The following is a 14025-nucleotide window of genomic DNA, read 5'->3' on the forward strand; positions in this document are numbered from 1 at the left end:
GCTTGGCTCTTGATGAAGCTTTGTGCAACGGAACTATCCGCGATTTGCGCCCTGCTCTAGCACCGCCCCCGCCCTTGCGCCAATCCCAAGACTTGCTTCGACATGAAGCGCGGAGTCAGGATGAACGGACGATTGCGATTGTCTGACCGGAGCATACCCATGGCCGACCGCTTGAACGGCTACCGCATCTTGATCCTGGAAACGCGGGAGGAGGCGCAGTTTTCGAAGCTTCTGCTCGAGCAAGGCGCCGAGGTCGTGCAGTGCCCGATGTTCACCATCCGTGATGCGCCGGATCCGGCTCCGGTCGAGGCTTGGATTCGCCGTGCCATCGACAAGCCGTTTGACGATCTCGTGCTGATGACGGGCGAAGGCCTGCGTCGCATCATGAAGCTTGCCCGCGCCCGCGAGCTCGACGCCGCCCTTGTCGCGGCGCTCGCCAGAGCGCGCAAATTCACCCGGGGCCCGAAGCCGGGCAAGGCGCTGCGCGAGATCGGTCTCGAAGCGCAGCAGACCACCGAGAAGCCGACCACGGAGGGCGTGATCGAGATGCTGGCCAAACTCGACCTGAAGGGGCATCGCCTCGGCCTCCAGCTTTATCCGGACAAGGACCACAGCGCCTTGACCGGTGCGCTTGCGGCGCAAGGCGCCGAGGTCGATACCGTGCTGCCCTACGTCTACGATTCCAAGGCCGCTGATGCCAACATCGTCGCCGCCATCGACGACATGGCGGAGGGGCGAATCGATTCGCTCGCGCTGACCAATCTCGGCCAGGTCCGCCGCCTGATCGAGGCCGCAAAAGCACATGGCAGCGAAGCGAAACTGCGTGCAGGTCTCGAACGGACGTTGATCGCCTCGGTGGGGCCGGCGGTCTCCGGTGAGCTCGCCGCGCACGGTCTGCGCACGGACGTCTCGCCGGCAGATGAAGCGTATTTCATGCGTCCGCTGATCTCGGCGATGGCTGCGGCACTCGCCGAGAAACGACCGAGCGCGGCGGGTTAATCGCCAAGATACCTAGCCCGCCACCTGCGAGGCGGCCGACAGCAACTCCTGCGGGCTCGGCGCTCCGAACATGCGCTGGCCGCCGTTCGGAACCTCGGTGAACGTCCAGCGCACGATCCCTTCCCGGTCGAGCAGGAACTGGCCAAACAGCTGCCCCGTGCCGGTTGCCGCCATGCGCTGGTCGGCTTCGGTCATCTCGTAACCGTCCTTCTTGTTGAGGTACTCCGCGGCTGCCGGCCGGTTCATCGGGCTGGGCAATTCGCCGGGCATGTCCACTTGCATGCTCATGACCACGTCCATGCCGACCTTGCGTGGCCACTCGGTTTCGTTCTCCGTGAACTCGAGATTGGGCAGGCCAAATGCGCGGTGCGAGACCCGATCAGGGTCGGACGCGGCCAGCAGATTGGGCAATGGATGATAGCGGAAATAGAGCCGCGCCCGGTCGATCGGTGTGTTGACGACCGTGAGACTTTCGATCCCCTTCCCGCGCAGCACGCCATCAAGCTGCGCTTGCGCCGCGATATGGCGCCGGCAGAATGGGCAGTGCAGGCCGCGAAACAGGCCGACGAGTATCGGGCTATGCCCGCGATAATCCTCGAGCGCGATCTTTCCTTCGCGTGTGATGGCCTCCAGGACGATGTTCGGTGCGCGATCACCCGGCTGAAGTGGTCCACCAACATGACTTTCGGACATGGTTGAACTCCCTCACATTGGCTAGTCAAGGAACGGCAGTACGATCAGCCCTGCGGGATCGAGCCCGTGCCGGGCGCAGACATCGTGGGCAAGCGCGAAATATCGCTCCGCCTCGGGCATGTCGCCTCGATCAAGGTTCAGCGTCGCAAGACCATCATAGCATGGAAACAGCTGCTGCGGCTCGCCGGTCTCGCTCGCCACCTCGATGGCCTCGTTGTAGCAGCGCGCGGCCATGTCGGGGCGGAAATGGCACTGATGGATTTGCCCGAGCACGATCAGGGGTACCGGGAGATGCTCGCGCTGATCGAGCGCGCGGTCGATCTCGATCGCCTTTTCGGCAGCCGGCACCCCCTCCTCGGTACATCTGTCCGTGAAGGTGCAACAGGCAACGGCAAGATTGGCAAGAAGGCGCGCCTGGAAGCCGAGATCGCCGATACGATTGGCGACATCGAGGCCGCGTCGGCAAACCGCCATGGCTTGCGCCGGGTCGATGATCGTGTAGAGCACGCCAAGATTGGTGTAGCCGCGGCACGCCACGTTGAGGAGGCCAGCGGCCTCGGCGGCCGCGACACTTTGCTCCACCTCTTTCACCGCCTCCTGGTGTCGCCCAAGCCGCGCCAGCGCAACTCCCTTGGTGTTGAGCGCCTCCGCAATAGCGCCCGCCGCCTCGAACCCGGCTTGCTCGTCCGCATCGGTCGGCACCGATTGCGCGTAGCCGAGCGCGTCGTCCGCCCACCGCGCGGCGCCGACGTGATCGCCCACACGGAAAGCAAGACGGCCGCGCTCTTGCTGGAGATGAGCCCACTCCAGGAGGTGTGCCCACTCGATCGGCGCGTCGGTCCCGCCAAGCCGTTCAGCCGCCTCGGCATAATGCATCTCTGCCTTGACGCGCTTGCCGGCGTCCCACAACAATCGACCGAGCTTGCGAAGAATGCGCGCCTCGCCGATGCGGTCCCCTGCCGTGCGGTGTTCCTCCAGCGCACTCTGATAGTGCTCCTCGGCGGTGCTTCGGCGGCCAGTCACGCAACAGAGGTCCGCGACGCGCTCGTATAGGATCAGGCGTTCCGGCTCCTGTTCGCCGGAGGTCGACAGCACGGCGAGGGATTGCTGATAGAAACGGAGGGCATCGTCGTTGGCATAGCTCGCACGTGCGCGATCGCCGGCCGCGCGTAAATAGCGCGCGCCTCTCGACTTGCTCGCGCTCAGACTGAAGTGATGTCCGAGCAATATGAGATCTTCGAGCTGCTCGGGTTCTTTGCCGTAGAGCCGCTCCAGCGCGGCACCAATCCGTCCATGGAGTTCGACCCGACGCTGCAAAAGCAGATTTTGATAGATCACGTCCTGAAGCATGGTCTGGGTGAAGCGATAGGTCCGCAGCGACATCGAGTTCGAGCCCGCGACCTCCTCGATGATCTCGGCGTCGCACAGAAGTTCGAGCCCTGCCTCGACCCTTGCCGGCTCGTTTGCCGCCGCACCTAAAACAGACGCATCAAAGCGCGGACCGATCACCGCAGCCTCCTGGGCCACCTGGCGCACCTGATGCGGCAAGCGGTCGAGGCGCGCCAGCAACAACGCCTGTATGCTTGCTGGGATATCGGCGGCGGCTTCATCCGATTTCAACCGCCACTGCGCACCATCACGCTCCAGGGCCCCGCCTTCGATGAGGCCGCGGATGATCTCCTCAAGGAAAAGCGGATTGCCGCCTGCGCGATCGAGGATTCGGGTGAACAAACGTCCCGGCGGTTCCCGCCAGCCATGACTGAAATACGCCGAAAGCAGCCTTCGTCCGTCAGCATCGTCAAGCGGAGACAGCCGAATGGTCGTGTGACTGATCCTGCTCGAACCGAACTGATCCACCTGCACCGGCCGATGTGTAAACAGCAGCATCAGCCGTGTCCGCTCCAGCCGGTCCATCAGGAACCGCAACGCTTCAAGCGACACCGCGTCGGCCCAATGCAGATCCTCGACGATGATCAGAAGTGGCGACAAGGCGAGGCGGCGTTCGAAGATGGTACGGATCGCGAAAAAGATCTGCCGCCGGAGCTGTTCCGGTTCGACATGCCTGAGCACAGCGTTGGGATCGCCAAGGCCAAGAACGTGCAAGTAGAGAGGCATCAGGCGATCGGCCTCCTCGGCCGCGAGGCCAAGCTCCAATAGCGCTTCTGCAACCTTCGACTCTGCCTCTGCGACGCCGGCCTTCTTTGCGATGCCATAGGCGCTACGCAGCACGGCGGCGAGTGCTCCGTAGGATTGTTCGCCGAGCGGCGAGCAAACCGCCTGTCGGATCGCTACGCCTGCGAAGCGATCCTCATCGCGGATACGGGCGACGAATTCGTTCACCAGCCGCGTTTTCCCGATGCCCGCTTCGCCAACCAGCCGTACCAGTTGAGCCGCACCGCCGCAGGCGCGATCAAGGCTGCCGATCACGCGCGCAAGCTCGGCGTCGCGCCCGATCAGTGGTGCATCGAGCCCCAGCGTGTCGAGGCCACGTGCCGTGCGGGGCGTATCGAGCGGTCCCTTTAGACGATGGACCAGCACGCCGCCCATCTTGCCCTTGAGCGAGATCTCGCCGAGCGAGTCATAGGAGAACGCATGTCGCGTCTGACGGTGGGTCAACGGCCCGACCAGCACCTCGTCCGGAGACGCCATCGACTGCAATCGCTGCGCCGTATTCACGGTATCGCCGGTCACCGAATAGGATTTGGCAACGCCCACGCCTAACCCACCCGCGACGACATGGCCGGTGTTGATGCCGACATGGAGCTGCAACGGTGAACCGGCGTAGGCCCTCGCGCGCTCGCTGAGGCGCGCTGTTCGGCTGATCATGTCGAGGGCAGCGCGGACCGCCCGCTCGGGGTCGTCCTCGTGCGCAGCCGGCGCACCAAACAGCGCGAGCATCGCATCGCCGATGAACTTGTCCACGAAGCCGCCGAAGCTCTGCACCGCGGCCGTCAGCTCCTCGAACAACTGGTTCTGAAGCGTCTGCATGACCTCTGGGTCGAGCCGCTCGCTCATCGCAGTGAAGCCGCTGAGGTCGGCAAACAGCACGGTGATGGTGCGGCGGTTTGCTTCGCTATCGACATTGTCCGACGGCGGTCGAAATTCGCCTTGAGCCGCCTGCAGGAGCGGTGGCGAAGACGATCTGAGTGTCGCCGGGCTCGTCTGCGCCGATGCCTGTCCGCCGTCATTGCTGGACCCGCTGACGAGAGAGCCGCATTTCGGGCAGTAGACAAAATCCGGTGCGCATGGAAAGCCGCAGCCGGGGCACGCGTTCGGCTGCTTCATGCCGCACTTCGGGCAGAAGGCAAAGCCGCTCTGAACCTCGAAACCACAACCCGAGCAGTTCATGGCTCAAGTCCTCGCGGAAGCCGCGATGGCGCAATCTGCTGGCCCTACCAAATGGGTCCCAGGATGCAGACCAGCATGGGCTTTGCGCGCCGGAAGAGCAAGCGGCGGCAACCTACATCTCAGTATGGGCGGCGAAGCAATGCTGCGGGCGCTCTGGCGCACCGCACGTCGTCGGCAAAGCATGGTGGCATGCGGTAGCGTCAATTGACAGGGCGTTCGCCGGGGCTACCCTCCCAAACAGAAGAACAAATGAATAAGGGCAGGGAATCGCCGTGAAACCCGTCGTCGCATCTTGAGCACATCCGCAGAACCTTCCGCGCTCGCGCCATTTCGCATCCGCAACTATCGCTTCCAGTGGCCGTCCGACCTGCTCACCTCCTGGGCCTTCGAGGTCGAGACGCTGGTGCTCGGCTGGTACATCATCGTAGAGACCGGCTCGGTGCTGCTGCTCACCGTGCTCGCTTCACTCCAGTTCGTCGGAACACTGGTCGCGCCCGTGTTCGGCATGATCGGCGATCGCATGGGTCATCGCGATCTCCTGGTCGTGATGCGTCTCGCCTATACGGCACTCTCTTCGACCATCATGGTCCTGGCGCTGAGCGGTCATTTGTCCCCGCTCAGCGTCATGGTGATCGTCGCGATCATGGGCCTGATTCGTCCCTCCGATCTCGGCGTCCGGGGCGCGCTGCTGGCCGAGATCATGCCGCCCGAGCAACTGGTGGGCGCCATCAGCGTTGCGCGCACAACCCAGGACAGCGCCCGCATCGCCGGAGCACTGACGGGCGCCGGGCTGTTCGCGCTTCTTGGCATTGGCCTCGTGTATGTGGCGATCGCCGGTCTCTACCTCGCGGCTGCGCTTCTGATGCTCTGCCTGACACGGCCGAAAAGGCCTGTCGCCACGAGCGATCTCCCGGCGGACAGTGACGCCGTTTCGAGATTGCTGGGCGATCTGAAGGAAGGCATCGTCTATGCCTGGAATGGCCCGGGAATGCGCGCGGCGCTGTGCGTCGCGTTCCTGGCCAATCTTACCGCATTTCCCTTCACGGGCGGATTGTTGCCCTACATCGCGCGGGAGATCTTTCATACCGACCAGACCGGCCTTGGTTATCTCTCGGCGAGTTTCGCCGTTGGCTCTCTGATCGGCTCCATCACGCTAAGCCTGGTCAGTGGCGTGCGCATTGCCCGGCTTCTGATCGGCGCGACGCTGGCCTGGTACGCCATGCTGCTGGTGTTCGTCGAGATCAGGGCCTTACCGGTGGCCATGGCCTGCCTCGTTCTCGCCGGCATCGCCCAGAGCATGTCGATGATCTCGGCTGCCGTGATCCTGATGCGCACCGCGAGCGCACATCTGCGCGGCCGCGTCATGGGGGTGCGCATGATGGTGATCTACGGCTTGCCGATCGGGCTGCTCGCAGCCGGCAGCCTGATCGACATCATCGGCTATTCCGCGACGGGGTCGCTCTATGCGGTCGCAGGGTTCGTCGCGATGATGGCGATCGCGGTGCGCTGGCGCGCCGACCTCTGGCCAGTACATGCCCCCGCCAATGCGCGGTGACGAATATCCGCACTAATCCCCGTACCCGCGCAGCCGCTCGATATCGAGGATGGTGACACCGCCATATTCCAGCCGCAGCAGCCCCTCCTTCTCCAGTCGGTTCAGCGCGCGGTTCGCATTCTGGCGGGACATGCCGGAGAGTGCGCCGATCTCCTCCTGGGTGATCTCCAGGTGCGCGGTCGATTCCGGATAGAGGATCGGATTGAACAGCGAAGCGATGCTGCGGGCGAGGCGCGCGGTGGCATCGAGCGTCCGGTTGACCTCGAGCATACCGATGAACTGGCCGAGCCGCTCGTTGAGCTGGCGCACCAGGAAGCGGTTGAAGCCGACGCTGTTCTCGAACAGCCACATGAAGGCGCTGCGTTCCATCAGTGCGACGCGGCTGTCGCGCAGCGCGACAACGTCATAACGGCGCGGCTCGTTCTTGAGCACGCTGCCCTCGCCGAACCAGGCCCCCGCCGTCAGCCCCGCAAGGCTGGTCTCCTTGCCGTCGCGCGAGACCCCGCCCATACGGGCAAGGCCGCTCACCATGCCGGCCCAATAGGCAAAAATATCGCCGCGCATGAACACGCTCTCGCCGGTGCCGTAGGACCGCTCCGTGATTCCGGCACGCGCGACCTCGATCTCCGCTTGTGTGAGCTCCCGCGACCAGGCGGCGACGCGCTTCAGATGATCTTCTGAAATCATGATCTCGCGGCCAGCCGCACCGTTTCGTCACTCCGCCTTCTGTTGCAGTGCAACATGATGGTTTCGACCGCCATTCGACCAAAGATGAAAGCCGCTGCCGCCCGAAAAACTTTGTCGCAGAATTGTCAGCCGGGAGACATTTCAAAATAGCGCTTTCCCCTATTGAGGACCACCTCGGGCGATGCGGCTTTTGATCCCAAACGGGGAACGAGAGCGGTGCGGCTCCGGTCGAGACCATCTGTTGCATGGCCTCGCCGCGACCGCCGTACTAGGATCGCCCGACAGAACGGACGAAGAGCGCCGCTAAAATGCGCCATGACCGGGAGGGATTCGTTGGTGGCTACCAGTCTCGAAGTGCGCGGCGTGTCCTTGCGATTCGGCGGCGTCAGAGCGCTGACCGATGTCGGCTTCGCCATCAGGGAAGGCGAGCTGTTCTCGATCATCGGTCCCAACGGCGCCGGCAAGACCTCGATCGTGAACTGTATTTCCGGCCGCTACAAGCCGACCGAAGGCCAGCTGTTCTATCAGGGCCGCGACATCACCGGTTTGACGCCGAATGCACGCGCTTCGCTCGGCATCGGCCGTACCTTCCAGAACCTGGCGCTGTTCCACCATATGAGCGTGCTCGACAACATCATGGTCGGCCGCCATCACCTCTTGAAGAACAACTTTCTCACGGGCTCGCTGTACTGGCTCACCGGCGCGCGCAGGGAGGAGCTCGAGCACCGTCGCAAGGTCGAGGAGATCATCGACTTCCTCGATCTGCAGTCGGTGCGGAAGGCGACTGCGGGCACCCTCTCCTACGGCCTGCGCAAGCGCGTCGAGCTCGCCCGCGCCATGGCGCTGGAGCCGCGCCTCATTCTTCTCGACGAGCCCATGGCCGGCATGAACTTCGAGGAGAAGGAGGACATGGCCCGCTACATCGTCGACCTCAACGAGGAGTTCGGGATGACGGTGGTGATGATCGAGCACGACATGGGCGTGGTGATGGACATCTCCCATCGCGTCATGGTGCTTGATTTCGGCAAGAAGATCGCCGAGGGCGATCCGGCGACCGTGCTCGCCGATCCGCACGTCAAGCGCGCCTATCTCGGCGAAGAGGACGAGGTGCTGATCGATCCCGACGATGCTCCTCAGGCGCAGGAGAGCGCGGCATGATGGATTATGCGGGCCGCCTCGCGCAGGCCGACACCTACCCGAAGATGCTCCGGCTCAATGCCAGGGAGCACGGCAACGACATCGCACTGCGCGAGAAGGATCTCGGGCTGTGGCGCATCTTCACCTGGAACGACTACCAGGCACGGGTGCGCGATTTCGCGCTTGGCCTGGTCGAGCTCGGCCTTGGTCGCGGTGACGTCATCGGCATCATCGGCGACAACCGGCCGGACTGGGTCGCGGCGGAAGTCGCAACGCATGCGATCGGCGGCCTCAGCCTCGGGCTCTATCGCGACGTGCTGGATGAAGAGGCCTCCTATCTGCTGAATTATGGTGAAGCACAGCTGGTCTTCGCCGAGGACGAGGAGCAGGTCGACAAGCTGCTCACCCTCGCCGAGCGCGTGCCGAAGCTGAAGCACATCATCTATTCCGATCCGCGCGGGATGCGGAAATACGACGATCCCAGGCTGATGTCGGCCGAGAAATTTGCTGAGCTCGGCCGGGCCCGTGCAGCGCGCGAACCGGAGCTTTACGACAGGCTGGTCGATGCCACCAAGGGAGAGGACGTCGCGATCCTCTGCACGACATCGGGCACCACCTCGCATCCCAAACTTGCGATGCTCGCAGCCGGCCGCGTGCTCGGCCATTGCGCGACCTATCTCGCCTTCGATCCGAAGGGACCGGATGACGAATACGTCTCGGTGCTGCCGCTGCCCTGGATCATGGAGCAGGTCTACGTGCTCGGCAAAGGCCTCTTGTGCCGGATGAAGATCAACTTCGTCGAAGAGCCGGACACGATGATGAACGATCTGCGCGAGATCGCGCCGACCTTCGTGCTGTTCGCACCCCGCGTCTGGGAATCCATTGCTGCCGACGTCCGCGCCAAGGTGATGGATGCAACGCCCTTCAAGCAGCGGCTGTTCGATGTCGGCATGAAGAGCGGGCTCGCCGCACTCGAACAGGGCAAGCGCTCCGGCTTTGCCGACGCGATCCTGTTCCGCGCGCTGCGCGATCGCCTCGGCTTTACCCGCCTGCGGTCGGCCGCGACCGGCGGTGCGGCGCTCGGCCCCGATACGTTCAAGTTCTTCCAGGCCATGGGCGTGCCGCTGCGCACGCTCTACGGCCAGACAGAGCTCTTGGGCGCCTACACGCTGCACCCCGAGGGCAAGGTCGACCCTGACACCACTGGCGTGCCGATGGCCGACAGCATCGAAATCCGCATCGACAATGCCGACGTCCACGGCGTCGGTGAGATCGTGGTGCGCCATCCCAACATGTTCCTCGGCTATTACAAGAATCCCGAGGCCAGCGTCGCCGACATCAAGGACGGCTGGATGTGCTCGGGCGATGCCGGCTATTTCAACGGCGACGGGCAGCTCGTTGTGATCGACCGCATCAAGGACCTCGCCGAGACCTCGCGCGGCGAGCGCTTCTCCCCGCAGTTCATCGAGAACAAGCTGAAGTTCTCGCCGTATATCGCGGAAGCCGTGGTGCTGGGCGCCGGCCGCGACGCGCTCGCGGCGATGATCTGCATCCGCTATTCCATCATCTCGAAATGGGCGGAGAAGAACCGCCTCTCCTTCACCACCTACAGCGACCTCGCCTCGCGGCCCGAAGTCTATGCGCTGCTGCAGAAGGAGGTCGAGACCGTCAACGCCACGCTGCCGCCGGCCCAACGCATCTCGCGCTTCCTTCTGCTCTACAAGGAGCTCGATGCCGACGATGGCGAGCTTACCCGCACGAGAAAGGTCCGCCGCGGCGTCATCAACGAGAAGTACGAAGGCATCATCGACGCGATCTACCGCGGCGTTTCCGACATCCCCGTCGATACCGTGATCCGCTTCCAGGACGGCACCACGCAGCGCGTGCGAACGACGCTGCGCGTCGTGGATCTGGGCGGACAGAGGCACATGGCGGAGGCTGCGGAGTGAACTTCGTTTCAATCACGAGCGTGATTCGGATTGCTGCGCCCTCTCCCCTTGTGGGAGAGGGCGTCTCCGCCGGGAGCCGCGGCCTCACTCGGGTGAGGGGTGCTCTCTCCACGCCTCCCCGGCCGAGACACCCCCTCACCCGTCTTCGCTTCGCGAAGCCACCCTCTCCCGCGAGGGGAGAGGGTACACCGTCATCGCTTTTGCATTTTGCGCGGGCCGCGACATGAACACCGCCTTTCTCATCCAGCTTCTGGTCAACGGCCTCGTGGTCGGTACGCTCTATGGCGTGGTCGCGATGTCGTTCGTGCTGATCTACAAAGCGACTCAGGTCGTCAATTTCGCGCAAGGCGAGCTGCTACTGGTCGGCGCCTGGGTGTGCTGGGCATTGCTCGCCAAATACCAGGTGCCATTCTGGATCGGCATGCCGATCACGCTGGTGTTCATGTTCGTGTTCGGCATCGCGGTCCAGGTCCTGATCCTGCGGCCGATGATCGGCGAGCCCATCATCTCCGTGATCATGGTGACGATCGGCCTGTCCACCGTGCTCCAGGCGACGCTGAAGTGGATGTTCGGAGTCAACCCGCAACCGTTCCCGCGCGTGTTCGAAAGCCAGTCGGTCAGCCTGTTCGGTCTCCAGATCCAGACAGTCTATGTCATGAGTCTTGTGGTGTCCGTCGCCATGATGATCGGCATGGCCTGGTTCTTCCGCGCCTCGAAATACGGCCTCGCCATGCGCGCCACCGCGTTCAACCAACAGGTCGCGCAGTCGCTCGGCATCTCCGTGAAGAGCGTGTTCGCGATGGCTTGGGCGATCTCGGCGACGGTGTCGGCCGTCGCCGGAGTCGTCGTTGCGGTCGTGAACGGCGTGTCCTCGGGCCTTGCCGCGTACGGCATCAAGGTATTTCCGGCGGCGATCCTCGGCGGGCTCGATTCCGTCGGCGGCGCCGTACTCGGCGGCATCATCATCGGACTGCTCGAGAATGTCGCCCAATATATCGACAGCCAGTACCTGCACTGGGGCAATCTCTACGAGATCGCGCCGTTTTACGTCCTTATCATAGTGCTGATGATCAAGCCTTACGGCCTGTTCGGCACCCACGACATCGAGCGGATCTGACCCATGGCCGGCCCTGCCCTCATCCCTGCTGGTGATTTCCGCACCTCCTATGCGGCGGACACCACGATCTTCCCGACCACGACCAGCCGCAACTTCGCCATCGCCGGCGTTCTGCTGCTCTGCCTCGCGCCGCAATTCTTCAGCGGCTACTGGCTGAGCATTTTGATCCAGATCGGCATCTTCTCGATCGCGGCGCTCGGTCTCAACATCCTGGTCGGCTTCACCGGCCAGATTTCGATCGGGCACGCCGCTTTCTTTCTGCTCGGCGCCTTCACCTCGGCCTACATCTCCAACAACGCCCCGATCCCGGTATTCTTCGCGATCCCCCTTGCCGGCGTCATCACCGCGCTGGTCGGGCTGATCTTCGGTATCCCCGCGGCGCGGCTGAAAGGTCTTTACCTGGTCATCGCGACCCTTGCAGCACAATACATCCTCCTCGACTTCTTCTCCCGCGCCGAATGGTTTTCCGGCGGATCGGTGCCGGCGAGCGCCGAACCGTTTTCGATCTTCGGCTACACGCTGCGGGGTGACAGACAGTATTTCTACGTCGTGCTGGCCTATGTGCTCGCGAGCTACATCCTCGTCACCAACCTGATGCGCACGCGCGACGGCCGCGCGCTGGTGGCCATACGCGACCATTATCTCTCAGCCGAGATCATGGGCATCAATCTCACCAAGTACCGCACGCTGTCGTTTGGCCTCGCCGCCTTCTTCGCCGGCATCGCCGGCGCGCTCTACGCGCACTATCAGCTCGTGGTCTCCCAGGAGGGTTTCGGCATCGAGCGCTCGATCTTGTTCCTGGCCATGATCATCATCGGCGGCACCGGTTCGATCATGGGCACGCTGATGGGCACCGCCTTCGTGGTGCTGCTGCCGGAGTCGATGGAATTCCTCAGCCTGTATTTGAAGGGTGGCGCGATCGACAAAGCGCTGTCGCTGAACAACAACATCACATTCCTGCGCGAGATCGCGATCGGGGTGATCATCATCGCGTTCCTGATGTTCGAGCCCGACGGCCTCGCGCATCGCTGGCGGCAGATCAAGGCGTACTGGAAACTCTACCCGTTCTCGCATTGAGCGCGGGCAACGCAGTTAAACAATAAACAGGAGGAACCGACCCATGACGATGAAGACCTTTTTGAGCACCGCATCGCTCGCGCTGGCGATCGCCGCATTCTCGGCAAGCGCACAGGCGCAGATCGCGATCGGGCATCTCGCGGATTATTCCGGCGGCACCTCTGACGTCGGCACGCCGTATGGCCAGGCCGTCGCCGACACCTTCGCCTGGGTCAACAAGAACGGCGGCATCGGCGGCAAGCAGGTCAACCTCGACACCAACGATTACGGCTACCAGGTGCCCCGCGCGATCGCGCTCTACAAGAAGTGGTCGGCACCGGACAGCAAGGTCGCGGCGATCATGGGCTGGGGTACCGCCGACACCGAGGCGCTGACCGGCTTCCTCGCCCAGGACAAGATCCCCGACATGTCCGGCTCCTATGCCGCCGCCCTCACCGATCCCGAAGGTGTCAGCGGCAAGGCCAAGCCTGCTCCCTACAATTTTTTCTACGGCCCGAGCTATTCGGACGCGCTGCGCGCGATGCTGATGTGGGCAGCCGAGGACTGGAAGGCCAAAGGCAAGCCCGGCAAGCCCAAATTCGTGCACATGGGAGCCAACCATCCCTATCCGAACGCACCGAAGGCCGCCGGTGAAGCCATGGCGCAGGAGCTCGGGTTCGAGGTGCTGCCGCCGCTGGTGTTTGCGCTCGCGCCCGGTGACTACAGTGCGCAGTGCCTGAGCCTGAAGTCCTCGGGCGCCAACTACGCCTATCTCGGCAACACCGCCGCCTCCAACATCTCAGTGATGAAGGCCTGCAAGACCGCCGGCGTCGATATCCAGTTCCTCGGCAATGTCTGGGGTATGGACGAGAACGCCGCCAAGACCGCCGGCGATGCCGCCAATGGTGTGATCTTCCCGCTGCGCACCGCGGTGAGCTGGGGCGGCGATGCGCCCGGCATGAAGACGGTGATGGAGATCTCGAAGATGTCCGACCCCACCGGCAAAGTCTATCGTCCCGTGCACTACGTCGCGGCCGTCTGCTCGGCGCTGTACATGAAGGAGGCGATCGACTGGGCCGCCAAGAATGGTGGCGCCAACGGCGAGAACGTCGCCAAAGGCTTCTACCAGAAGAAGGATTGGGTGCCGGCCGGAATGGAAGGCGTCTGCAATCCCTCGACCTGGACCGACAAGGACCACCGCGGCACGCTGAAGGTCGATCTCTATCGCACCAAGGTCTCCGGCGCGACCGACGGCGACCTCAACGACCTCATGGCCAAGGGGACGATCAAGCTCGAGAAGGTCAAGACCGTCGAGCTGCCGCGCAAGCCGGAATTGCTTGGGTGGTGAGTCCGGCTTCTACCAAACGAACACTGTCATCCCCCGCGAAGGCGGGGGATCCAGTACGCCGCGGCTTCACGATGAATCTCCGGCGCCTCTGGAATACTGGGTCACCCGCCTTCGCGGGTGACAACAGCGGAGAATG

10 protein-coding genes are annotated in these 14025 nt (G+C 63.6%); 7 read left to right on the forward strand and 3 right to left on the reverse strand.

The features are described from left to right. Nucleotides 1-159: 159 nt before the first annotated feature. Nucleotides 160-999 (forward strand): uroporphyrinogen-III synthase, encoded by an 840-nt coding sequence (locus tag P6U28_RS20525; protein ID WP_407119704.1) that lies wholly within the window; start codon nucleotides 160-162, stop codon nucleotides 997-999. A 12-nt stretch (nucleotides 1000-1011) separates the two neighbouring features. On the opposite strand, the gene P6U28_RS20530 is transcribed toward P6U28_RS20525, so the two are convergent. Together P6U28_RS20530 and P6U28_RS20535 are read right to left on the reverse strand one after the other, a co-directional pair. After that, on the reverse strand, nucleotides 1012-1692 hold the full coding sequence (locus tag P6U28_RS20530; RefSeq protein ID WP_122402333.1) for a redoxin domain-containing protein: 681 nt from the start codon (nucleotides 1690-1692) through the stop codon (nucleotides 1012-1014). Nucleotides 1693-1713: 21 nt separating this feature from the next. After that, the gene (locus tag P6U28_RS20535) at nucleotides 1714-5040 is read right to left on the reverse strand and encodes an adenylate/guanylate cyclase domain-containing protein (RefSeq protein ID WP_407119705.1); all 3327 of its coding nucleotides are present in this window, start codon (nucleotides 5038-5040) and stop codon (nucleotides 1714-1716) included. Between the two features lie 292 nt (nucleotides 5041-5332). Here P6U28_RS20535 and P6U28_RS20540 point away from each other — a divergent pair, with 292 nt between their 5' ends. Then, the gene (locus tag P6U28_RS20540) at nucleotides 5333-6595 is read left to right on the forward strand and encodes an MFS transporter (RefSeq protein ID WP_407119706.1); all 1263 of its coding nucleotides are present in this window, start codon (nucleotides 5333-5335) and stop codon (nucleotides 6593-6595) included. Between the two features lie 12 nt (nucleotides 6596-6607). Here the strand turns inward: P6U28_RS20540 and P6U28_RS20545 are convergent, their stop codons facing one another. Continuing rightward, the gene (locus tag P6U28_RS20545; protein ID WP_122402330.1) at nucleotides 6608-7282 is read right to left on the reverse strand and encodes a Crp/Fnr family transcriptional regulator; all 675 of its coding nucleotides are present in this window, start codon (nucleotides 7280-7282) and stop codon (nucleotides 6608-6610) included. A 315-nt stretch (nucleotides 7283-7597) separates the two neighbouring features. Here P6U28_RS20545 and P6U28_RS20550 point away from each other — a divergent pair, with 315 nt between their 5' ends. The 5 genes from P6U28_RS20550 (at nucleotide 7598) to P6U28_RS20570 (ending at nucleotide 13889) form a co-directional block, all read left to right on the forward strand. Beyond that, a complete protein-coding gene (locus tag P6U28_RS20550; protein WP_407119707.1) occupies nucleotides 7598-8440 on the forward strand; it encodes an ABC transporter ATP-binding protein in 843 nt (280 codons plus the stop codon). Further along, a complete protein-coding gene (locus P6U28_RS20555) occupies nucleotides 8437-10368 on the forward strand; it encodes a long-chain fatty acid--CoA ligase (protein WP_407119708.1) in 1932 nt (643 codons plus the stop codon). The genes P6U28_RS20550 and P6U28_RS20555 overlap by 4 nt, the downstream gene beginning before the upstream one ends. Nucleotides 10369-10591: 223 nt before the next feature. Next, entirely contained in the window at nucleotides 10592-11485 is an 894-nt protein-coding gene (locus P6U28_RS20560; RefSeq protein ID WP_407119709.1) for a branched-chain amino acid ABC transporter permease, read from the forward strand. Nucleotides 11486-11488: 3 nt separating this feature from the next. Continuing rightward, on the forward strand, nucleotides 11489-12562 hold the full coding sequence (locus P6U28_RS20565; RefSeq protein ID WP_122402327.1) for a branched-chain amino acid ABC transporter permease: 1074 nt from the start codon (nucleotides 11489-11491) through the stop codon (nucleotides 12560-12562). A 43-nt stretch (nucleotides 12563-12605) separates the two neighbouring features. Further along, nucleotides 12606-13889: an ABC transporter substrate-binding protein gene (locus P6U28_RS20570; RefSeq protein WP_407119710.1), complete on the forward strand. Its 1284-nt coding sequence runs from the start codon at nucleotides 12606-12608 to the stop codon at nucleotides 13887-13889. Nucleotides 13890-14025 lie beyond the last annotated feature (136 nt).

Source organism: Bradyrhizobium sp. STM 3561, from assembly GCF_045571455.1.
GTDB lineage: Bacteria > Pseudomonadota > Alphaproteobacteria > Rhizobiales > Xanthobacteraceae > Bradyrhizobium > Bradyrhizobium vignae.

Bases quoted from the DNA above. Each gene is read 5' to 3' on its own strand.
- P6U28_RS20530 (WP_122402333.1), bottom strand. From the start codon at position 1,692: ATGTCCGAAAGTCATGTTGGTGGACCACTTCAGCCGGGTGATCGCGCA.
- P6U28_RS20555 (WP_407119708.1), top strand. From the start codon at position 8,437: ATGATGGATTATGCGGGCCGCCTCGCGCAGGCCGACACCTACCCGAAG.
- P6U28_RS20550 (WP_407119707.1), top strand. From the start codon at position 7,598: ATGACCGGGAGGGATTCGTTGGTGGCTACCAGTCTCGAAGTGCGCGGC.
- P6U28_RS20525 (WP_407119704.1), top strand. From the start codon at position 160: ATGGCCGACCGCTTGAACGGCTACCGCATCTTGATCCTGGAAACGCGG.
- P6U28_RS20565 (WP_122402327.1), top strand. From the start codon at position 11,489: ATGGCCGGCCCTGCCCTCATCCCTGCTGGTGATTTCCGCACCTCCTAT.
- P6U28_RS20570 (WP_407119710.1), top strand. From the start codon at position 12,606: ATGACGATGAAGACCTTTTTGAGCACCGCATCGCTCGCGCTGGCGATC.
- P6U28_RS20560 (WP_407119709.1), top strand. From the start codon at position 10,592: ATGAACACCGCCTTTCTCATCCAGCTTCTGGTCAACGGCCTCGTGGTC.
- P6U28_RS20545 (WP_122402330.1), bottom strand. From the start codon at position 7,282: ATGATTTCAGAAGATCATCTGAAGCGCGTCGCCGCCTGGTCGCGGGAG.
- P6U28_RS20535 (WP_407119705.1), bottom strand. From the start codon at position 5,040: ATGAACTGCTCGGGTTGTGGTTTCGAGGTTCAGAGCGGCTTTGCCTTC.